20 protein-coding genes are annotated in these 18,891 nt (G+C 71.9%); 9 read left to right on the top strand and 11 right to left on the bottom strand.

The window, feature by feature from the left end; all coding sequences use genetic code 11:
- Positions 1-9: 9 nt before the first annotated feature.
- Positions 10-1,500, top strand: coding sequence for a glycoside hydrolase family 3 protein (locus tag IEZ05_RS04720; protein ID WP_189228720.1), 1,491 nt, complete (start codon positions 10-12; stop codon positions 1,498-1,500).
- A gap of 103 nt (positions 1,501-1,603) precedes the next feature.
- Here IEZ05_RS04720 and nagB read toward each other — a convergent pair whose 3' ends face one another.
- A complete protein-coding gene (nagB, locus tag IEZ05_RS04715; RefSeq protein WP_077796539.1) occupies positions 1,604-2,389 on the bottom strand; it encodes a glucosamine-6-phosphate deaminase in 786 nt (261 codons plus the stop codon).
- Between the two features lie 577 nt (positions 2,390-2,966).
- Here nagB and IEZ05_RS04710 point away from each other — a divergent pair.
- Positions 2,967-4,442, top strand: coding sequence for a sensor histidine kinase (locus IEZ05_RS04710; RefSeq protein WP_189228719.1), 1,476 nt, complete (start codon positions 2,967-2,969; stop codon positions 4,440-4,442).
- 197 nt (positions 4,443-4,639) lie between these two features.
- Here IEZ05_RS04710 and IEZ05_RS04705 read toward each other — a convergent pair whose 3' ends face one another.
- Positions 4,640-4,897 carry a WhiB family transcriptional regulator gene (locus IEZ05_RS04705; RefSeq protein ID WP_003973730.1) on the bottom strand — a complete coding sequence of 86 codons (258 nt, stop codon included), beginning with the start codon at positions 4,895-4,897 and terminating at the stop codon, positions 4,640-4,642.
- Positions 4,898-5,216: 319 nt separating this feature from the next.
- Positions 5,217-6,185, bottom strand: a complete 969-nt coding sequence (locus IEZ05_RS04700; protein WP_189228718.1) for a diacylglycerol/lipid kinase family protein — start codon at positions 6,183-6,185, stop codon at positions 5,217-5,219.
- Positions 6,186-6,301: 116 nt separating this feature from the next.
- On the opposite strand from IEZ05_RS04700, the gene IEZ05_RS04695 reads away from it, so the two are divergent.
- Entirely contained in the window at positions 6,302-6,754 is a 453-nt protein-coding gene (locus IEZ05_RS04695) for a hypothetical protein (RefSeq protein WP_189228717.1), read from the top strand.
- Positions 6,755-6,776: 22 nt separating this feature from the next.
- On the opposite strand, the gene IEZ05_RS04690 is transcribed toward IEZ05_RS04695, so the two are convergent.
- The 3 genes from IEZ05_RS04690 to IEZ05_RS04680 form a co-directional block, all read right to left on the bottom strand.
- A complete protein-coding gene (locus tag IEZ05_RS04690) occupies positions 6,777-7,856 on the bottom strand; it encodes an RNA polymerase sigma factor SigF (protein WP_229869568.1) in 1,080 nt (359 codons plus the stop codon).
- A gap of 17 nt (positions 7,857-7,873) precedes the next feature.
- A complete protein-coding gene (locus tag IEZ05_RS04685) occupies positions 7,874-8,287 on the bottom strand; it encodes an ATP-binding protein (RefSeq protein WP_003973726.1) in 414 nt (137 codons plus the stop codon).
- 261 nt (positions 8,288-8,548) lie between these two features.
- Positions 8,549-8,809 (bottom strand): UBP-type zinc finger domain-containing protein, encoded by a 261-nt coding sequence (locus IEZ05_RS04680; protein ID WP_189228715.1) that lies wholly within the window; start codon positions 8,807-8,809, stop codon positions 8,549-8,551.
- A 61-nt stretch (positions 8,810-8,870) separates the two neighbouring features.
- Between IEZ05_RS04680 and IEZ05_RS04675 the strand changes: the two genes are divergently transcribed.
- On the top strand, positions 8,871-10,466 hold the full coding sequence (locus IEZ05_RS04675; protein WP_189228714.1) for a Na+/H+ antiporter: 1,596 nt from the start codon (positions 8,871-8,873) through the stop codon (positions 10,464-10,466).
- 138 nt (positions 10,467-10,604) lie between these two features.
- Here IEZ05_RS04675 and IEZ05_RS04670 read toward each other — a convergent pair whose 3' ends face one another.
- The gene (locus tag IEZ05_RS04670; protein ID WP_189228713.1) at positions 10,605-11,510 is read right to left on the bottom strand and encodes a 1-aminocyclopropane-1-carboxylate deaminase/D-cysteine desulfhydrase; all 906 of its coding nucleotides are present in this window, start codon (positions 11,508-11,510) and stop codon (positions 10,605-10,607) included.
- A 39-nt stretch (positions 11,511-11,549) separates the two neighbouring features.
- The gene (locus IEZ05_RS04665; RefSeq protein ID WP_189228712.1) at positions 11,550-12,140 is read right to left on the bottom strand and encodes an N-acetylmuramoyl-L-alanine amidase; all 591 of its coding nucleotides are present in this window, start codon (positions 12,138-12,140) and stop codon (positions 11,550-11,552) included.
- A gap of 307 nt (positions 12,141-12,447) precedes the next feature.
- Here IEZ05_RS04665 and IEZ05_RS04660 point away from each other — a divergent pair, with 307 nt between their 5' ends.
- The 3 genes from IEZ05_RS04660 to IEZ05_RS04650 all read left to right on the top strand — a co-directional run bounded on the left by IEZ05_RS04660 (position 12,448) and on the right by IEZ05_RS04650 (position 15,931).
- Positions 12,448-13,854 (top strand): family 2B encapsulin nanocompartment shell protein, encoded by a 1,407-nt coding sequence (locus IEZ05_RS04660; protein WP_189228711.1) that lies wholly within the window; start codon positions 12,448-12,450, stop codon positions 13,852-13,854.
- 87 nt (positions 13,855-13,941) lie between these two features.
- Positions 13,942-15,084, top strand: coding sequence for a family 2 encapsulin nanocompartment cargo protein polyprenyl transferase (locus IEZ05_RS04655; RefSeq protein ID WP_189228710.1), 1,143 nt, complete (start codon positions 13,942-13,944; stop codon positions 15,082-15,084).
- Between the two features lie 235 nt (positions 15,085-15,319).
- A complete protein-coding gene (locus IEZ05_RS04650; protein WP_189228709.1) occupies positions 15,320-15,931 on the top strand; it encodes a GNAT family N-acetyltransferase in 612 nt (203 codons plus the stop codon).
- On the opposite strand, the gene IEZ05_RS04645 is transcribed toward IEZ05_RS04650, so the two are convergent.
- Positions 15,928-16,518 (bottom strand): TetR/AcrR family transcriptional regulator, encoded by a 591-nt coding sequence (locus tag IEZ05_RS04645; RefSeq protein ID WP_189228708.1) that lies wholly within the window; start codon positions 16,516-16,518, stop codon positions 15,928-15,930. The genes IEZ05_RS04650 and IEZ05_RS04645 overlap by 4 nt on opposite strands.
- A 141-nt stretch (positions 16,519-16,659) precedes the next feature.
- Here IEZ05_RS04645 and IEZ05_RS04640 point away from each other — a divergent pair, with 141 nt between their 5' ends.
- Positions 16,660-17,250, top strand: coding sequence for a dihydrofolate reductase family protein (locus IEZ05_RS04640; RefSeq protein WP_189228707.1), 591 nt, complete (start codon positions 16,660-16,662; stop codon positions 17,248-17,250).
- A 126-nt stretch (positions 17,251-17,376) separates the two neighbouring features.
- Here the strand turns inward: IEZ05_RS04640 and sodN are convergent, their stop codons facing one another.
- Positions 17,377-17,772 carry a superoxide dismutase, Ni gene (gene sodN, locus IEZ05_RS04635; RefSeq protein ID WP_077796552.1) on the bottom strand — a complete coding sequence of 132 codons (396 nt, stop codon included), beginning with the start codon at positions 17,770-17,772 and terminating at the stop codon, positions 17,377-17,379.
- A gap of 145 nt (positions 17,773-17,917) precedes the next feature.
- Between sodN and sodX the strand changes: the two genes are divergently transcribed.
- Positions 17,918-18,352: a nickel-type superoxide dismutase maturation protease gene (gene sodX, locus IEZ05_RS04630; RefSeq protein WP_189228706.1), complete on the top strand. Its 435-nt coding sequence runs from the start codon at positions 17,918-17,920 to the stop codon at positions 18,350-18,352.
- Here the strand turns inward: sodX and IEZ05_RS04625 are convergent.
- Positions 18,256-18,885 carry a CGNR zinc finger domain-containing protein gene (locus IEZ05_RS04625; RefSeq protein WP_189228705.1) on the bottom strand — a complete coding sequence of 210 codons (630 nt, stop codon included), beginning with the start codon at positions 18,883-18,885 and terminating at the stop codon, positions 18,256-18,258. The two genes, sodX and IEZ05_RS04625, sit on opposite strands and share 97 nt — an antisense overlap.
- Positions 18,886-18,891 lie beyond the last annotated feature (6 nt).

Raw genomic sequence — 18,891 nt, 5'->3', positions numbered from 1 at the left:
CGCCATCCGATGACGACAATCGCCAGCGGTACCGACACGCTCACACGCGACGCGCTGACCGTCCTCCAGCCCGGATTCACCGGCACCACCGCCCCCGACTGGGTGCTGCGCCGCCTCGGAGAGGGCCTGGCCTCCGTCGGCCTCTTCGGGCGCAACATCGCCTCGGACGAACAACTGGCCGCCCTCACCGCCCAGCTGCGCGCCGAGCGCGAGGACGTGCTGGTCGCCATCGACGAGGAGGGCGGCGACGTCACCCGTCTCGAGGTGCGCGCCGGCTCCTCCTTCCCCGGCAACCTCGCCCTCGGCGCGGTGGACGACGTGGGGCTCACCCGGCAGGTCGCCGCGGAACTGGGCCGCCGCCTCGCCGCCTGCGGCGTCAACCTGAACTGGGCCCCGTCCGCCGACGTCAACTCCAACCCCGGCAACCCGGTCATCGGCGTGCGCTCCTTCGGCGCCGGCACCGACCTGGTCGCCCGGCACACCGCGGCCTACGTCACCGGGCTGCAGTCGGCGGGCGTGGCCGCCTGCACCAAGCACTTCCCGGGGCACGGAGACACCGCCGTCGACTCCCACCACGCCCTGCCGCGCATCGACGTGGACGCCTCGGTGCTGGCCGAGCGCGACCTGGTGCCCTTCCGCGCGGCCGTCGCCGCCGGCAGCCGCGCGGTGATGAGCGCCCACATCCTGGTCCCGGCCCTGGACCCGGACCGTCCGGCAACGTTGTCCCGCCGCATCCTGACCGACCTGCTCCGCGGCGAGCTGGGCTACGACGGTCTGATCGTCACCGACGGCATGGAGATGCGGGCCATCGCGGGCACCTACGGCATCGAACGCGGCAGCGTGCTGGCCGTCGCGGCCGGCGCCGACGCGATCTGCGTGGGCGGCGGCCTCGCCGACGAGGAGACCGTACGGCGACTGCGCGACGCCCTGGTGGAGGCGGTCCGTTCGGGCGAGCTGCCCGAGGAACGCCTGGCCGACGCGGCCGAGCGGGTGCGCGCCCTGGCCCGCTGGACGTCGGCGGCCCGGGCGGACGCCTCGCGGTCCGTGACCGCCGACGGCGACGTGGGCCTGCGCGCCGCCCGCCGCGCCCTGCGCGTCACCGGCGCCGAGGGCTTCACCCCCCTCACCGCACCGCCGTACGTCGCCGCGCTCACCCCCGTCGCCAACATCGCGGTCGGCGACGAGACCCCCTGGGGTGTCGCCGCCGAGCTGGGCCGCCTGCTCCCGGGCACCGAGACCGGCAGCTTCGCCGGAGCGCAGGCCGGGGACGAGGTGCTGGCGGCGGCCGGCTCGCGCCGCGTCGTGGCGGTCGTCCGCGACGAGCACCGCCACCCCTGGATGGCGGCGGCCCTCGACACCCTGCTGGCGGCCCGGCCCGACACGATCGTGGTCGAGATGGGCGTCCCCGAAGCCGAGCCCCGCGGTGCCCTGCACGTGGCCACCCACGGAGCGGCACGCGTCTGCGGCCGGGCGGCGGCGGAGGTCGTCGCGGGCGTCTGACCCGAGCACCCGGCCCGTCACGACGAAGGCGCCGCACCCTCCGATCGGGGGGTGCGGCGCCTTCCGCCTTCGGGTCCGCAGGTGGTGTGCGCGGACCTGTCGGTCAGATGCCCTGCCAGTCGGGCTTGTGGGCGTAGGTGTGCCGGAAGTAGTCGGCGAGCTTCAGCTTGCTCGCGGCGGCCTCGTCGACGACGACCGTGGCGTGCGGGTGCAGCTGCAGCGCGGAGGCGGGGCACACGGCCGCGACCGGGCCCTCCACGCTCGCGGCGACCGCGTCCGCCTTGCCCTCGCCGGTGGCCAGCAGCACCAGGTGCCGGGCCTCCAGGATGGTGCCGATGCCCTGCGTGATCACGTGGTGCGGGACCTGCTCGATGTCGCCGTCGAAGAACCGCGCGTTGTCGACGCGGGTCTGCTCGGTCAGCGTCTTGATCCGGGTCCGTGAGGCGAGCGAGGAGCACGGCTCGTTGAACCCGATGTGCCCGTCGGTCCCGATGCCCAGCAGCTGGAGATCCACCCCGCCGGCCTCGCCGAGCGCGCGGTCGTAGGCCTCGCACGCGGCCTGCACGTCGGCGGCCGTGCCGTCCGGACCCATGAACGCGTCCATGCTGATCCCGAGGGGTTCGAGCACCTCGCGCCGCAGCACCGAGCGGTACGACTCCGGGTGCTCCGCCGGCAGCCCCACGTACTCGTCGAGCTGGGCGATCCGCGCCCGCGCGGTGTCCACGGAGCCCGCACGCACCCGGGCCGCCAGCGCCTCGTACACGGGCAGCGGCGTCGAGCCGGTGGCGACCCCGAGCAGGGCGTCGGGCTTGCGCCGCAGCAACTGCGCCATGGCCTCGGCAATGAGCTCGCCGCCCGCCCTGGCGTCGGGAACGATGACAACTTCCACGCTTGCCTGCCGTTTCGAAGTAAGGGACCCACCCGGTGCCCGGGACTGGCTATGTGGTTTAGACCAATCTAACAGAGGAGGGCCCCGCAGGCGTGTCGAAACGGCGGCCGGACCGGGACGCGCGCCGACGTGCGCGCGGAAATTGCCCCGGCTGTCCGGCCCCGCTCGTGAGCCAACAGGGTTAGGCTTCAGGCGACCACCCGGACGTCCGGGTGGTCGTCGGAACACGACAACTGCAAAGACCGTCCACCGCATGGACATGGCTAGTGGTCTAGTCCACAATGGTCACCGAGACACTGGCCGCGACTCTCATGCGAGATGGACGTCGGACTTCCGCCTTCCCCGCACAGGAGGGCGGACCGAGGAACCGGAGCTCTCTGCCCTGACTGCCCCGGCTCCTCATCCTTCGGCCGACCGGGACCGCACACCCCATCGGCCGATGTTGCTCCGGGCTGCGGTGCCGGGAGGGTTGAGGGTCCCTCCCAGGCGCCGCGGCCCGCGGGTGTTTCCGGGCCCCGACGCCGCGGAATCTGGCCGATTTCGATCGCTGTCCGTACCGCCAGGTACGCTCGGCCACGTGCCCTCCATGAACGAACTCGTACGCCAGCACACCGCCCTCGACGACTCCGACCTCGAGTGGCTCCACCTGCTGGTCTCGGAGTGGCAGCTCCTCTCCGACCTCTCCTTCGCCGACCTGGTCCTGTGGGTCCCCACCCGCGACGGCACCCGGTACGTGTCCGTCGCCCAGATGCGGCCCAACACCGGCCCGACCTCGTACCAGGACGACATGGTCGGCCACCTGGTCCCGCGCGGCCGGCGCCCCATGCTGGACGTCGCCCTGGACGAGGGCCGGATCGTGCGCGAGGGCGACCCGGAGTGGCGCGAGGAGGTCCCGGTCCGCGTCGAATCCATCCCCGTACGGCGCCAGGGCCGCGTCCTCGGCGTCATCGCCCGTAACACCAACCTGCTCACCGTGCGCACGCCGAGCCGTCTGGAGCTCACCTACCTGCAGAGCGCCTCCGACCTCGCGCAGATGATCGCCGCCGGGGCCTTCCCCTTCGAGAACCAGCAGGTCGACATGGACGCCTCGCCCCGGGTCGGCGACGGCCTGATCCGCGTCGACGGGGACGGCATCGTCCAGTACGCCTCCCCGAACGCGCTGTCGGCCTACCACCGGATGGGCCTCGCCGCCGACCTGGTCGGCCACCACCTGGGCCGGACCACGGCCGAACTCGCCCCCTCCCGCGGCCCGGTGGACGAGGCGCTCGCCAAGGTGGCCAGCGGCTGGGCGCCGCGCGAGTTCGAGATCGAGGCGCACGACGGGGTGATCCAGTTCCGCGCCATCCCGCTCAAGCCCAAGGGCACGCGCATCGGTTCGCTGGTGCTGCTGCGCGACGTCACGGAACTGCGCCGCCGTGAGCGAGAGTTGATCACCAAGGACGCCACCATCCGGGAGATCCACCACCGGGTCAAGAACAACCTCCAGACGGTGGCGGCCCTGCTCCGGCTCCAGGCCCGGCGCATCGAGTCCGAGCGCGGCCGCGAAGCGCTGGAGGAGGCGGTACGCCGGGTCGGCTCGATCGCGATCGTGCATGAGACGCTGTCTCAGAACCTGGACGAGCGCGTGGAGTTCGACGAGATCGCCGACCGGGTGCTGGCGATGGTCGCCGAGATCTCGCCCGGCAAGGTGACCGGCCGGCGCACCGGCCGCTTCGGCATCCTGGACGCCGAGGTGGCCACCCCGCTGTCGATGGTGCTGACCGAGATCCTGCAGAACGCGCTGGAGCACGGCTTCCGCGAGGGCGACACCGGCACGGTCGAGGTCTCCGCGGTGCGCGGGGGGACGACGAAGGAAGCACGGCTGCTGGTCACCGTCCAGGACGACGGTGTCGGCCTGCCCGCGGACTTCGACCCGCACCGTTCCGGCAATCTCGGGCTGCAGATCGTCCGCACGCTGGTCGAGGGTGAGCTGGGCGGCACCTTCGACATGGTCCCGGCCCCCGAGCGCGGCACCCGCGTGATCCTGGACATCCCGGTTCCGGCGGAGAAGTAGGAGCGGCGGGGGCCGGGGCGGAAGCAGGAGGGGGAGCGGGGGGCCGGAGACAGCAAAAAGCCCCGGACCGGTGAGGGTCCGAGGCCAGTGCTCATGCGATGCGGAGCATCGGGGTACTGCGCGCTGCGGCTCGGGGGCGGGAGTTGCGTACTCGCTGTACGCGCCGCCAAGCTCAGGCTGTCAGCAGGGGTGACTGGTCAGGCGGAAGCCTGACGAGCCCGGTTGCGGGCGGCACGGCGCTTCATCGCGCGGCGCTCGTCCTCGCTGAGACCACCCCAGACGCCGGAGTCCTGACCGGACTCGAGCGCCCACTGCAGGCACTGCTCCATGACAGGGCAGCGACGGCAGACGGCCTTGGCTTCCTCGATCTGCAGCAGCGCGGGACCGGTGTTGCCGATGGGGAAGAAGAGCTCGGGGTCTTCCTCGCGGCAAACGGCGCGGTGACGCCAGTCCATGGCTGCTACCTCTCCTTGGTATGACTGTGCAGGATGCTTGTGAATGTGAACGCTTTCACGAATCCCTCAACAAGGGAAGGGCCTACCGCCAGGTTCCCGGCGTGGTCCTTGGGTTTGAAGAGGGGTTCCGGTGATCTGTGGAGGCTGGTGTTGCGGGCCGTCCCGATCGCCAAGAAGAGACTCGCAAACCTCGGCGGTGGATACAACCCCTTCCGGAAAGTTTTTTTTGATTCTTCGGTGTCGACTAGGTCACAGCCGTACTTCTATGGGGTGGACCCTGGTCTAAACGTTCGAGTGAAAGGACTTTTGCCGGTTCTGCTCACACAATCACACGCAGTGCACGGCGTACGCCTGTGAACGTCACGCTCGTCCGCAGCCCCAGGTGGTCACCGTCCATCTGGAGGGGCAGGGGCACCTTCGAATGCAAGGTGAAGGCACTCAGATCGTGCAGGGAGACGGCGTGCTTTCCGCGGGGGCCGCGCTCGGGGGACGAAGTGAGCAACTGGGTGCCATACCGGGCGACCGCGGCCGTCGACAGCCGGCTGAGTCCGAACACGTCGAGCCCGGTGTCGAACGACGCCTCGGGCGACGCGTAGATCGGACGGTTCCCGAGGAACGTCCACGGGCACGTGTTCGAGACTATGGACAGCACCAGATCGGTGACCGGGTCCTCACCGGCGCGTTCCAGCGTGATGGTGCCGCTGCGGCGGTGCGGCTCACCGATGAGCTGGCGCACCACCTGGCGGACGTAGAGAGCGTGTGTGGATTTCTTGCCCTGTTCGCGGTGCTGCTCGACCCGGCCGACCACACCGGCGTCGAAGCCCAGTCCGGCGTTGAAGGTGAACCAGCGGGCCGGCACGGCCTCGTCCTCCGAGCCCGGCGTGCCGGACGCCAGCCCCAGACCGACGGTCCGTTCACTGCCCTCGCGCAGCGCGTCCAGCAGGGCGCCGGTGGCCTCCACCGCGTGGTTGGGCAGGCCGAGGGCGCGGGCGAAGACGTTGGTGGAACCGCCGGGCACGACCGCGAGGCCGGGCAGGTGCTCCGGGTCGGGTCCGGCGTGCAGCAGGCCGTTGACGACCTCGTTCACCGTGCCGTCGCCGCCGAGGGCCACCACGAGATCGATGTCGTCGCTCAGCGCCGCCTGCCGGCCGAGGTCGCGTGCGTGGCCGCGGTACTCGGTGGTGACCGCCTCCAGCTTCATCTCGCTCGCGAGCGCGTGGATCAGCACGTCGCGCGTGCGCGCGCTCGTGGTGGTTGCCGCCGGGTTGACCACGAGAAGTGCACGCATGGTGTGCAGGGTACCTACTGGGCGGTACCCCGGCCCAGACCGAGGTAGGGATCAGGTAAGAGACCGGCGCGGGACCGGGCCGCGGACACCGGCGTCGTGCGGGCTACCCTGCAGGGGTGAGCAGTGAGCAGAACCCCACCCCCGAAGCCGAAGCCGCCGAAGAGGCGGGCCCTCGCCCCGGCCGGCTGACCGCCGCGGCCGCGCTCGCCGCGCTGGAGGGGCTGGCGCTCGTCGTCGGCGGCGCCTGGATGCTCGTGGAGGGGCTCACGGGGCAGCCCGACGACCGGACCTCGGCCGTCACCGGCGGCGTCACCCTGATCGTCCTCGCCCTGCTGCCGCTGCTCGCCGCGCGCGGGCTGCTCGCGCGGCGCGGCTGGAGCCGGGGGCCCGCCGTGATCACGCAGATCATGGCCTTGCCGGTGGCCTACAACCTGCTGCAGGCCGACAGCGTGGCCATCCCGGCGGGGATCGTGCTCGCCGTGGTGTCCGTCACGGCGCTGGTCCTGCTCGTGAACCCCACGACGACCCGGGCCCTCGGCATCCGCGGTCCCGGCCGCGTCGAGAAGTAACGGGCGCGACCGGCGCCGACGGCTACTCCTCGACCAGCAGCTTCTCCCGCAGCTGCGCCAGTGTGCGCGCCAGCAGCCGCGACACGTGCATCTGGGAGATCCCGACCTCCTGCGCGATCTGCGACTGGGTCATGTTGCCGAAGAAACGCAGCAGCAGGATCCGCTTCTCGCGCGGCGGCAGGTCCTCCAGCAGCGGCTTGAGCGACTCCCGGTACTCGACGCCCTCCAGCGCCTCGTCCTCGGCGCCGAGGGTGTCCGCGACCGCCGGCGACTCGTCGTCGGTGTCCGGGACGTCCAGGGACAGCGTGGAGTACGCGTTGGCGGACTCCAGGCCCTCCAGGACCTCCTCCTCCGAGATCGCCAGCTTCTCGGCGAGCTCGTGGACCGTGGGGGAGCGGCCGTGCAGCTGCGAGAGCTCCGCCGTGGCCGTCGTCAGGGCCAGCCGCAGCTCCTGGAGCCGGCGCGGGACGCGCACCGCCCAGCCCTTGTCCCGGAAGTGCCGCTTGATCTCGCCGACGACCGTGGGCGTCGCGTAGGTGGAGAACTCCACCCCGCGGTCCGGGTCGAAGCGGTCGACGGACTTGATCAGCCCGATGGTGGCGACCTGCGTGAGGTCGTCCAGGGGCTCGCCCCGGTTGCGGAAGCGGCGCGCGAGGTGCTCGACGAGCGGCAGGTGCATGCGGACCAGCCGGTTGCGCAGTTCCGCGTACTCGGGGGTGTCCTTCGTCAGCGTGCGCAGCTCCAAGAACAGGGCCCGCGCCCCGCTGCGGTCCTGCGGGTCGTGCCGCGTGCCCTGCGTGCCGCGCGCGCCAGGCGCCCGGTCGTCGGAGTGTCGCTCGTGCTCGCTCATCGTCCCGCCCGTCGCCCTTTCCCGAGCCCTCGCCTCCGCTCGGCCGGGCCGGGCGGGCGTGCCCCCGGTCCGCCCGGCCGTGGGCGCGCTCCGCACGGCACCGCCCCCGGCCCCCGGAGGGACCTCGTCCTCCGGGTGCTGCCGGGCCTGCTCGGGAATGCCGTCGATGCCGTCCGCCATGCGCGGGGCCTCGTTCTCAGAACGTGCGCCCTCGGCCGACCGCTCTCGTGTGCCGCGCTCTTCGTCCCGCACCGGCCCGTCCCCGTTCCTCACGTCGGCCCGGGTCCCGCGCCGCGCTGTTTGTAGAGGCTGATCGAAACGGTTTTGTCCTCGTCCACGGCGGAGGAGACCTTGCCCGCGAGAGCGGACAGGACGGTCCAGGCGAAGGTGTCCCGTGAGGGGGCGTGACCGTCCGTGGTCGGCGCCGAGACAGTGACTTCGAGCGAGTCGTCGACGAGGCGGAAGACACAACTGAGCACCGAGCCGGGCACGGCCTGCTGCAGCAGGATCGCGCAGGCCTCGTCCACTGCGATGCGCAGGTCCTCGATCTCGTCGAGGGTGAAGTCCAAACGGGCTGCGAGGCCGGCCGTCGCCGTACGCAGCACCGACAGGTAGGCACCCGCGGCCGGCAGCCGGACTTCCACGAAGTCCTGGGTCGCGGGCTCGCCTGCGATCTGGGACACCCTCACCTCCAAGGTGGTACAAGCGTTACAGGGCCGAGGGTCGCCCCCCGGGGTAACGCGACGCGTGGTTCAGCGGTGACGTTATCGCGCTCCGAACTTTCCTGTCCCCGAGACCCCAACCCCTTGCTGTCACTCATAGTAAACACATGAACACGCACAGTGGCTAGGGGTTCGGCGGGCCCAAATCGGGAGAGCGCGCGCCGGGTTGACGTACCCAGGCGCCGGACGGTCGAACCGTCCCCCGGCGCAGTCGTACAGGGGTCACACGAGCACGTGATCGACGAAGCACCAGCGCCAGGTCTCCCCGGGCTCGAAGGTCCGCATCACGGGGTGGCCGGTCTCCTTGTGGTGCGCCGTCGCGTGCTGCCTCGGCGAGGAGTCGCAGCAACCGACGTGGCCGCAGGTGAGACACAGCCTCAGCTGCACCGGATCCGTCCCCTCGGCCAGACATTCCGGGCAGGTGTCGCCCAGCGGCTTCGGCTCCGGGTGCGGCAGCGCGTCGGCGTGCGTGCACTGTTTCATGATTGCCAGGTTACGACGGGCGTGCGGATGACCGCGCGAAGGAAAAGGGTGGGCGAGGACCATGGACGTGATGCCGCTGCTGTTGCTGGTGGCGGGGAGTGCCGCGATCGCCGCGGCGGGCCGGCGCACCCCGGTTCCGGCGCCGCTGCTGCTGGTCGCGGCCGGTCTGGCGGTCAGCTACGTGCCCGGGGTGCCGGACTACACCCTGGACCCGCACATCGTCCTGCCCCTGCTGCTGCCCCCGCTGCTGTACACGGCGGCCACCGACAGCTCCTACCTCGACCTGCGGGCCCAGCTGCGGCCGGTGGCGCTGCTGTCCGTGGGGTACGTGCTCTTCGCGACCTTCGTGGTCGGCTGCGCCGCCTACCTGATCGTGCCGGGGCTGCCGCTGACCGCCGCGCTGGTGCTCGGTGCGGTGGTGGCCCCGCCGGACGCGGTCGCGGCCACGGCGGTCGCGCGCCGGGTGGGACTGCCGTCCCGGATCACCACGATCCTCCAGGGCGAGTCCCTGGTGAACGACGCCACCGCGATCACCGCCTACAAGGTCGCCCTCGCGGCGGCGGTCGGCGAGGGCGCCACCTGGGCCGGCGGGATCGGCGAGTTCCTGATCGCCGCGGTCGGCGGTGTCGGCGTCGGGCTGGTGCTGATGGTGCCCATCCACTGGCTGCGCACGCACGTGAAGGACGCGCTGCCGCAGAACACGCTCTCCCTGCTGATCCCGTTCGTCGCGTACGCGGTCGCCGAGCAGGTGCACGCCTCCGGGGTGCTGGCGGTGGTGGTCGTCGCGCTCTACCTCGGCCACCGCGCGTGGGAGGTCGATTTCGCCACCCGGCTCCAGGAGGAGGCGGTGTGGAAGATGGTCGCCTTCGTCCTGGAGTCCGCCGTGTTCGCCCTGATCGGTCTCCAGCTGCCCGTGGTCCTCAAGGGCCTCGGCGCGTACGAGGGTGCCGACGCCGCCTGGTACGCCGTCGCCGTCTTCCTGGTCGTCGCCGCCGCCCGTTTCGTATGGGTGTACCCGGCGATCCTCCTGCCGCGGATGCTGTCGGCACGCATCCGTGCGCGCGAGGAGGACCCCGGCTGGACGGGGCCGTTCGTGATCGGCTGGGCCGGGATGCGGGGCGTGGTCTCGCTGGCCATCGCCTTCTCCATCCCGCTCACCGTGCACGGCGGCGCGCCCTTCCCCGAGCGCAATCTCATCCTGTTCCTGACCTTCACCACGGTCATCGGAACCCTGGTGGTGCAGGGCGTGACCCTGCCGCCCCTGATCCGCCTGCTGAAGTTCCCGCCGCACGACGTGCAGGCCGAGACGCTCGCGGAGGCCAACGCCCAGGCGCAGGCCTCCAGGGCCGCCGAACAGTGCCTGGACGACCTGCTCGCCGACGAGCGCAACGCCCTGCCGGCGCCCCTCGCCGAGCGCCTGCGCACGGTCCTGGAGCGCCGCCGCAACGCCGTCTGGGAGCGCCTCGGGCAGGCCAACCCCGTCACCGGCGAGACCGTCGACGACACCTACCGGCGGTTGTCCCGGGAGATGATCAGCGCGGAGCGCGAGGTGTTCGTCCGGCTGCGGGACGGCCGGTACATCGACGACGAGATGCTGCGGACGCTCCTGCGCCGCCTGGACCTGGAGGAGGCGGCGGCGTACCGGGAGGCCGCGTAGGGCCGTCCGGCGGAGCAGGGCGTAGGGGAGCCGCGGCACCGGACCAGTCCGTTCGGGCGTGGGGGAGCGGGCGACGCACGACAACGCCGCCGGGGACGGCGCCCACGCCCCTTCGGGCAGGGGGAGGGCGTGCCGGCCTCAGGGGAAGGGGCGGCCGGTGATGACCGCCGCGAGGGTCGTCCCCCGCGGGAAGGCGCCCTCCTCGGTCAGCGCGAGCAGGCCGTACAGCATCTTGGCGACGTACACGCGCTCGACGGGCAGGCCGTGGCGTCGTTCGAAGTCCGCGGCGAACGATTCGAGCTCGGGGGTGGTACGGGCGTAGCCGCCGCAGTGGAAGCGGTCGTCGAGGCTCCAGGTACCACGGGGCCCGCCGAAGGCCCGCTGCTGGAGCCGCCGTACCTCGTCGGCCAGGAAGCCGCCCTTGAGTACGGGTATCCCGAGCGTCCGCCGGTCCGGGAGGCCGGCGGCCAGCCCGGCGAGCGTGCCGCCGGTGCCGCAGGCGAGCGCGACGATATCGGCGTGCCCGGCCAGTTCCTCGCCGAGGGCCCGGCAGCCGCGGACGGCCGCGGCGTTGCTGCCCCCCTCCGGGACGACGACGGCGTCCTCGGCGCCCGCCGCCCGCAGCAGGGCCGTGAGAGTCCCGGGTTCGGCCTTGCGGCGGTACGTCGAGCGGTCGGTGAAGTGCAGCCGCATGCCGTCGGCCACGCAGCGGGCCAGGGAGGGGTTGAGCGGCCGCCCGGCCAGCTCCTGGCCGCGCACCACGCCGACCGTCGACAGCCCGAGCAGTCGGCCCGCGGCGGCCGTGGCGCGCAGGTGGTTGGAGTACGCGCCCCCGAAGGTGACGACGGTACGGCCGTGCGCCGTGGCGAGATTCGGCGCGAGTTTGCGCCATTTGTTGCCGACCAGGTCCGGGTGGATCAGATCGTCGCGCTTCAGCAGCAGCCGCACCCCGCGCCGCTCGAACCGGTCGTCCACGGCCTCCTGCAACGGTGAGGGCAGCCGGGGGCGCAGGGCGGCGAGGTCGGCGGGGTCGGTGCTGGTCACCCCGCCATTGTCACGCCGCTCCGCGCGCGGCGTCCGCGGTCACTGCAGCCGGTCCCGGATCCGCGCCCGCATGGACGCCATCGTGAACCCCCTCGGGTCCACCTTCCCCGGCTGCCACTCGAGGTGGCCGATGACGGAACGTTCCGTCCACCCGTGATGGCGGCAGACCGCGGCGGCGGCCCGCTCGATCGCCTCCAGCTGTGCCGCCGGCCAGGGATCCTCGCCGTCGCCCAGGTTCTCGCACTCGAATCCGTAGAAGTGCCGGTTGCCGTCGGTGTTCGCCTCGTTGTCCCGGGGCAGCGCCCGCTCCGCGATCACCGCGCGCAGGACCTCGTCGTCACCCAGCCCGGCGTGGTTGGCCCGGCCGTAGCCGACCAGGTGGACCCTGCCGTCCTTGGTGACGACCCCGTGGCACAGCGGGCCCGGCAGACCCTCGTAGCCCTTGCGGCAGATGTCCACGGTGCGCGCGCTGCCCCTGGTGACCGTGTGGTGGATCATCACCCCGTGGACGGGGCCCCACGGGCCCTTGTGGTTGCGGTTGTGGTGCCGCCAGTCGCCGACCTCGACGACGCTGAGGCCCTCCGCCTTCAGGGCCTTGAGGAACGTGCTCGCGGACATGGGTGAGGCCATGGCCGACTCCTTCACGCTGCGCGACGACCGCCGGGCGCGACCGCCTCGTACGGTGCTTGTACCGAAACGGAGCCGTCCCTACGACTCGTTCGGGCCGTGTGCGAGCCGATCCGGACAATGTTCGCCCCGGGGCGGCGGCGGGGCCCGGCCTCGTGCGGCTGTGCGAGGCCCCTCTTCCTGCCCCGGCGGACGGTGATCCATTCCCGCTCTTTCGGGTAATAGCACCGGCACGCTCCGTGAGGAAAGCTGGTCCGCGCACATCGATGCCGGACGCAGGCGTCCGGCATGACCGGGAGGGCAATTCCTTATGTCGGTAGGCGAAGAGGTCCGCACCGAGCAGACCAGGCCGCAGCAGAGCCTCGGCACGGCGGCCGCGCGGAACCTGGCCACCACGACCAAGTCCGTACCTCAGATGCAGGAGATCAGCTCGCGCTGGCTGCTGCGCACGCTCCCCTGGGTGGACATCCAGGGCGGCGCGTACCGGGTGAACCGGCGCCTGACCTTCGCCGTCGGCGACGGCCGGGTGACGTTCGTGAAGACCGGCGACCGCGTCGAGGTCATCCCCGCGGAGCTGGGCGAGCTGCCGGCCCTGCGGTCGTACGAGGACGAGGAGGTCCTGTCGGAACTCGCCCAGCGCTGTGAGCAGCGGGAGTTCGGCCCGGGAGAGGTGATCGCCTCGTTCGGCGGTCAGGCCGACGAGGTCTACCTGCTGGCGCACGGCAAGGTCGAGAAGATCGGCACCGGTCCGTACGGCGACGACGCCGTCCTCGGAGTCCTCGCCGACGGCGCCTACTTCGGCGACCAGGCGCTGCTCGACGGGGACGCCATCTGGGAGTACACCGCCCGCACGGTCACCGCCTGCACGGTGCTCGTGCTGCCCCGCCAGGAGGTGGAGCAGGTCGCGGAGCGCGCGACCACCCTGCGCGAACACCTCCAGCAGCAGCGCTCGATCCCCGAGCAGCGCACCAACAAGCACGGCGAGAAGGCCATCGACCTCGCCGCAGGCCACAGCGGCGAGCCGGACATCCCGCACACCTTCGTCGACTACGAGGCGCGGCCCCGTGAGTACGAACTGAGCGTCGCCCAGACCGTGCTGCGCATCCACTCGCGCGTGGCCGATCTGTACAACCAGCCGATGAACCAGACGGAGCAGCAGATCCGGCTGACCGTCGAGGCGCTGAAGGAGCGTCAGGAGCACGAGCTCATCAACAACCGCGAGTTCGGGCTGTTGCACAACTGCGAGTACGACCAGCGGATCCAGCCGCACGACGGCGTGCCCGGCCCGGACGACCTGGACGAGCTGCTCAGCCGCCGGCGCGGCACCAAGCTGCTCCTCGCCCACCCGCGGGCGATCGCCGCCATCGGACGTGAGCTCAACAAGCGCGGACTGGTTCCCGAGACGATCGACATCGCCGGCAACCGCATCCCGACCTGGCGCGGTGTGCCCATCTACCCCTGCAACAAGATCCCGGTCAGCGAAGCCCGTACGTCCTCGATCATCGCGATGCGTACCGGCGAGGCGGACCAAGGCGTCATCGGGCTGCGGGCCACCGGCATCCCGGACGAGATCGAGCCGAGTCTGTCGGTGCGGTTCATGGGCATCAACGAGCAGGCCATCATCAAGTACCTGGTCACGGCCTACTACTCGGCCGCAGTCCTCGTGCCCGATGCGCTCGGCGTCCTGGAGAACGTCGAGATCGGCCGCTGGCGGTGACGCCTGTCTCCCGAACGCCGTGTCCCCGTCCGTCCGGGCGGGTACACCCCGGGGGTACGCAGACGGACGCATGGGGGAGGTGAGCCGATGACGGAGGCTGGGCACGGCGCCGCCGAGGCGCCTCACCCCACCGGAATCCTGGAACGGCACGGGACCATCGGCGGGCAGCGCGACAAGGAGCCCGAGGTGGCGGCCGTGTCCGACGGGACCGAGGCGGCGGAGCTCCTGCGCCGGTCCCGGGCGTCGGTCGATCCGGAACTGCGGTCCGCCATCGCGTCGCTCCCCGCCGCCATGCGCCGGGTCGCGCTCTACCACTTCGGCTGGCAGCACGCGGACGGCACGCCCGCGTCCGGGAACGCGGGCAAGGCGATCCGTCCCGCCCTCGTGCTCACCTCGGCCGCCGCGCTCGGCGGGGCCGCGGCCCGGGCGGCGGCGGTGCGGGCGGCGGCGGCGGTGGAGCTGGTCCACAACTTCACGTTGCTGCACGACGACGTGATGGACCGGGACGCCACCCGCCGTCACCGGGCGACCGCCTGGGCGGTGTTCGGCGACGCCGACGCGATCCTCGCGGGGGACGCCCTCCAGGCGCTGGCCCTGCGGCTGCTGGCGACGGACCCGCACCCGGCGTCCGCCGCGGCGGCCGTCCGGCTGGCGGACTGCGTCATGGAGCTGTGCGAGGGGCAGCAGGTGGACACCGCCATGGAGCGGCGCGGCCCGCACGAGGTCACCCTCGGCGAGACGCTCGCGATGGCCGAGGCGAAGACCGGTGCGCTGCTGGGGTGCGCCTGCGCCCTCGGCGCGCTGTACGCCGGCGCGGCCGACGAGGACGTCCGGGCGCTGGACGCCTTCGGCCGCGAGGCCGGCCTGGCCTTTCAGCTCATCGACGACGTCATCGGCATATGGGGCGACCCGGGCCACACCGGGAAGCCGGCCGGCGCGGACCTGGCCGCCCGCAAGAAGTCGCTGCCGGTGGTCGCCGCCCTCGCCGCCGGTACCCCGGAGGCCGCCGCGCTCGCCGAGCTGTACGCGGCACCGTACGCGGAGGACGAGGAGGATCTGGAACACACGGCACTGGCCGTGGAGCGGGCGGGCGGCCGGGACTGGGCGCAGGCCCAGGCGGCCGACCGGATGGCGCGGGCCATGCAGGAGCTCGCCCGCGCGGTGCCCGAGCCGGAGGCAGCGGGCGGCCTGCTCGCGCTGGCCGAGTTCGTGACCCGGCGCAGCACCTGACGGCCTCGGCCGCGCAAGACCCCGGAGCCCGTGCAGGGCCGTTCGGCACCTGACCGCCGTACGACCGCACCGCCGAGGGCTCCGGTACGGCGGGTCCCGCACTTCCCCACGGTGTGCGGGGCTCGCCACCTCGTCGGCGTACCGCCCGGAGCACCGTTCACGCTCCGCAGATGCCTGCGGATAGGCTCAACCGCCGTACGCATGGGCGCTGTTGAGGCGAAAGGGCGGGCGGGACATGGGTGTGGCGATCCGGACGGCGGGGGAGGGCGACCGGGAGCTGGTCGTACGGCTGCTGGACGAGGCTTTCCGGGACGACCCGGTGAGCCGCTGGGTCTTCCCCGGCGAGGAGTACCGCCGCAGGACCCACCACCGGCTCATGGCCGCCTTCACCGACGCCGTACTGGCGGACGGGTGGATCGACGTCACCGAGGACGGCGCGGCCTGCGCGCTGTGGCTGTCCGTGTCCGAGGGCGGGCACGATGGCGAGACCGACGGCGCCGACGGACCCGCCCAGGTACGCGAGGCGGTGGATCCGGACAACGAGCGCGTCGAGCGGATAGCCAGGCTGACGGAGGGCATCCACCCCTCCGGCCGTGCCCACGCGTACCTGTGGATGATCGGCGTGGCCCCGGGGCGGCAGGGCGAGGGCCTGGGCACCGCGCTCATCGAGTCGGTCCTCGACCGCTGCGACCGCGAGGAACTGCCGGCCTATCTGGAGGCGAGCAGTGCCCGCAGCCGAGGGCTGTACGAACGCCTCGGCTTCGAGTTCACCGGCCGCGCCCTGGACCTGCCGGACGGCCCCCGGATGTGGCCCATGTGGCGCGAGCCGCGGCAGGGGGCGCGCTAGGCCTCCGGCACCACCGTCGCCACGATCCGCTCCACCAGAGCGTCCGGGACGTCCACCGTGGGCAGTACGCCGTTCAGGACGTCCGGCAGGGTCAGGTGTTCCAGGATCAGCCCGAGCATCGCGAGATAGAGCACGACGACGGTCTCGTCACCGCCGGGCAGGCCCGCCGCGCGGTGGAACTCCATGCCCTCCTCCAGGTCGCCCCGCACCGAGCGGGTGTACGAGGCGAGCAGTCCGGGGCGCCGGGTGGCCTCCAGGCGCATCTCCAGCAGGGCGAGGTAGCCGGTGCGGTCACGGGTCGCCCGGCCCATGAGGTCGTGCATGAAGGCGGTGACCAGTGAGCGGTCCTTCGGCCTCGTCAGCAGTTCCGCCACCACGTCGGGATCGGGCGCGAGCCGCTGGTGCAGCCGGGCGTCGATCTGGCGCAGCAGGTCGTCGCGACCGGTGAAGTAGTTGGACGCGGTGCCCACGGGCACGCCCGCCTCGGTGTCCAGCGCGCGGAACGTCAGCCCGCGTGCCCCCTCGCGGGCCAGCACCTCGACGCCCGCGTCGACCAGGGCGGCACGCCGCTCCGGGTTGCTGACCATGCGGAACCCTTCCTCCTGCTCGATGGCTTCGTACGGTCTTCGTCCGTACGTCGCGGAAATCCCTTGCAACCACTACACATGAAGCACTATAACTGAAGTGGTTGACAGACCGGACTTCCTCTCCCGACGGAAAGAGACCACTTGCGCAAGCTCACGTACTTCATCGCCTGCTCGATCGACGGCTTCATCGGAGGCCCGGACGGCGACGCGTCCTTCATGATGCCGTTCGTCGACGAGGAGTTCCTCGCGTTCCTGAAAGCGGAGTATCCGGAGACGATGGCGACGCACGGCCGCCGGGCTCTGGGTCTCGACGACCTGCCCAACAAGCGGTTCGACACGGTCGTCCAGGGGCGGGCCAGTTACGACCTGGCCCTGAAGGAGGGCATCACCAGCCCCTACGCCCATCTGCGGGAGTACGTCGCCTCGCGCACGCTCGTCCCGTCGCCCGACCCGAAGGTCGAGATCATCTCGACGGACCTGGTCGGCAGGGTCCGCGAGCTGAAGGCGGAGGACAGCCCGCTCGGCATCTACCTGTGCGGTGGTTCCGCCGTGGCGGGCGAGCTGATCGACGAGGTCGACGAGCTGGTCATCAAGACGTACCCCGTCCTGCTGGGCACCGGCATGCCCATGTTCGCCTCCGGCTTCGACGTCTCGGAGTTCGTGCCGGACGCGGAGGCGGTACGGGTGTTCGGGAACGGCGTCATGGTGCGGTCGTACAGCAGGAAGCGCTGAGCCGCCCTCCGGGGCACGGCACCGGACGGCGAAGGGCCCGGCCGCAGGAGCGGCCGGGCCCTTCGGTCTGTCCGTCGGCCTGCGATGGTGCACCGATCGCCGGCGTGCGGAGAGAGTGACCGGACGTCAGGCCTTCTTGGTCTCCCAGAAGATCTTGTCGATCTGGGCGATGTAGTCCAGCGCCTTCTGGCCGGTGGCCGGATCGGTCGACGCCTTGGCGGCCGAGAGGGCCTTCAGGGTGTCGTTGACCAGCTGGTGCAGCTCCGGGTACTTCTCGAAGTGCGGGGGCTTGAAGTAGTCGCTCCACAGCACGGAGACGTGGTGCTTCGCGAGCTCGGCGCGCTGCTCCTTGATGACCGTGGCACGCGCCTGGAAGTGCGGGTCGTCGTTGCCGGCCATCTTCTCCTGGACGGCCTTCACCGACTCCGCCTCGATGCGGGCCTGGGCCGGGTCGTACACGCCGCAGGGCAGGTCGCAGTGGGCGCTGACCGTGACCTTGGGGGCAAACAGGCGGGAAAGCATGGAGCGTTCCTTCCTCGTGATCGTCTTCTCAGGGGGGACATTACTCCCTGGGAGACCCGTTTTCGCGAGTGCCCCCGTGGGCTTAGGACAAAAGTCCGGGGTGAGACTGAGACTGGTGGAGGAAAGACCGGGGAGGTGCCGGGTGATGCCGGAGCTGTCGCAGGAGACCGAGCGGGCGAGAGGGCCGCTGCCGTTCGGGCCGGCCGAGGTGACCGGGCCGTCGATGGTGCCCACGCTGCACCACGGGGATCTGCTCCTCGTGCACTGGGGGGCCAGGGTCAGGCCCGGTGACGTGGTCGTGCTGCGGCACCCCTTCCAGCAGGACCTGCTGGTCGTGAAGCGGGCGGCGGAGCGGCGCGGGGCCGGCTGGTGGGTGCTCGGGGACAACGCCTTCGCCGGCGGCGACAGCACCGACTACGGGACGGTCCCCGAGGACCTCGTGCTGGGCAGGGTGCGCTTCCGGTACCGGCCGCGGCGGCCCGGTCAGCGCTCGCCGCTCGCCGTGGTCCGCTGGGCCTCCTCGGCGCTCAGGCCGGTGCTGTCCGACCGGTCCGCCTCCAGGCGCTTGCGGGCGCGGTAGGCCGCCACGTTGGCACGGGTGGCGCAGCGGTCGGAGCAGTAGCGCCGGGAGCGGTTGGTGGAGGTGTCCAGGTAGGCGTTGCGGCAGGGGGACGCCTCGCACAGACCCAGGCGGTCCACGCCGTACTCGGTGAGGTGGAAGGCCAGGCCCATCGCGGCGATGGCGGCGAAACCGGCGGTCGCGTTGGACGGGTGGTCCGCCAGGTGCATGTGCCACAGCGGGCGGCCGTCGTCGTCGCGCTGGTCGTGGCCGGAGATCTGCGGGCTCACCGGGAACTCCAGGAGCAGGGAGTTGAGGAGGTCCACGGCGAGCGTCTCGTCGCCCTCGTCGGCCGCCTCGAAGACCGCGCGCAGCCGCCCCCGGACCGACCGGAACCGGGTCACGTCCGAGTCCGTGGCCCGCCGGGCAGCCGACTGGTTGGCGCCGAAGAGTTCGCGGACGGCCTCGACCGAGGTCAGGGAATCCTGCCCCCGCGCCGGTTCCTCGGTGTTGACGAGACGCACGGCGTAATCCGAGTAATAGGCCAGTTCCACTTGTAG

The sequence above is a fragment of the Streptomyces flaveolus genome, from assembly GCF_014648815.1.
Classification (GTDB): Bacteria; Actinomycetota; Actinomycetes; order Streptomycetales; family Streptomycetaceae; genus Streptomyces; species Streptomyces flaveolus.
Note: the sequence above shows the minus strand (reverse complement) of the source record. Positions and strands in the feature narration are given on the sequence as shown.

Excerpts from the sequence above, each read along its gene's own strand:
- IEZ05_RS04720 (WP_189228720.1), top strand. The coding sequence starts at position 10 with ATGACGACAATCGCCAGCGGTACCGACACGCTCACACGCGACGCGCTG.
- IEZ05_RS04705 (WP_003973730.1), bottom strand. The coding sequence starts at position 4,897 with ATGGACTGGCGTCACCGCGCCGTTTGCCGCGAGGAAGACCCCGAGCTC.
- IEZ05_RS04700 (WP_189228718.1), bottom strand. The coding sequence starts at position 6,185 with ATGCGTGCACTTCTCGTGGTCAACCCGGCGGCAACCACCACGAGCGCG.
- IEZ05_RS04680 (WP_189228715.1), bottom strand. The coding sequence starts at position 8,809 with ATGAAACAGTGCACGCACGCCGACGCGCTGCCGCACCCGGAGCCGAAG.
- IEZ05_RS04675 (WP_189228714.1), top strand. The coding sequence starts at position 8,871 with ATGGACGTGATGCCGCTGCTGTTGCTGGTGGCGGGGAGTGCCGCGATC.
- IEZ05_RS04665 (WP_189228712.1), bottom strand. The coding sequence starts at position 12,140 with ATGGCCTCACCCATGTCCGCGAGCACGTTCCTCAAGGCCCTGAAGGCG.
- IEZ05_RS04660 (WP_189228711.1), top strand. The coding sequence starts at position 12,448 with ATGTCGGTAGGCGAAGAGGTCCGCACCGAGCAGACCAGGCCGCAGCAG.
- IEZ05_RS04655 (WP_189228710.1), top strand. The coding sequence starts at position 13,942 with ATGACGGAGGCTGGGCACGGCGCCGCCGAGGCGCCTCACCCCACCGGA.
- IEZ05_RS04650 (WP_189228709.1), top strand. The coding sequence starts at position 15,320 with ATGGGTGTGGCGATCCGGACGGCGGGGGAGGGCGACCGGGAGCTGGTC.
- IEZ05_RS04645 (WP_189228708.1), bottom strand. The coding sequence starts at position 16,518 with ATGGTCAGCAACCCGGAGCGGCGTGCCGCCCTGGTCGACGCGGGCGTC.
- sodN (WP_077796552.1), bottom strand. The coding sequence starts at position 17,772 with ATGCTTTCCCGCCTGTTTGCCCCCAAGGTCACGGTCAGCGCCCACTGC.
- sodX (WP_189228706.1), top strand. The coding sequence starts at position 17,918 with ATGCCGGAGCTGTCGCAGGAGACCGAGCGGGCGAGAGGGCCGCTGCCG.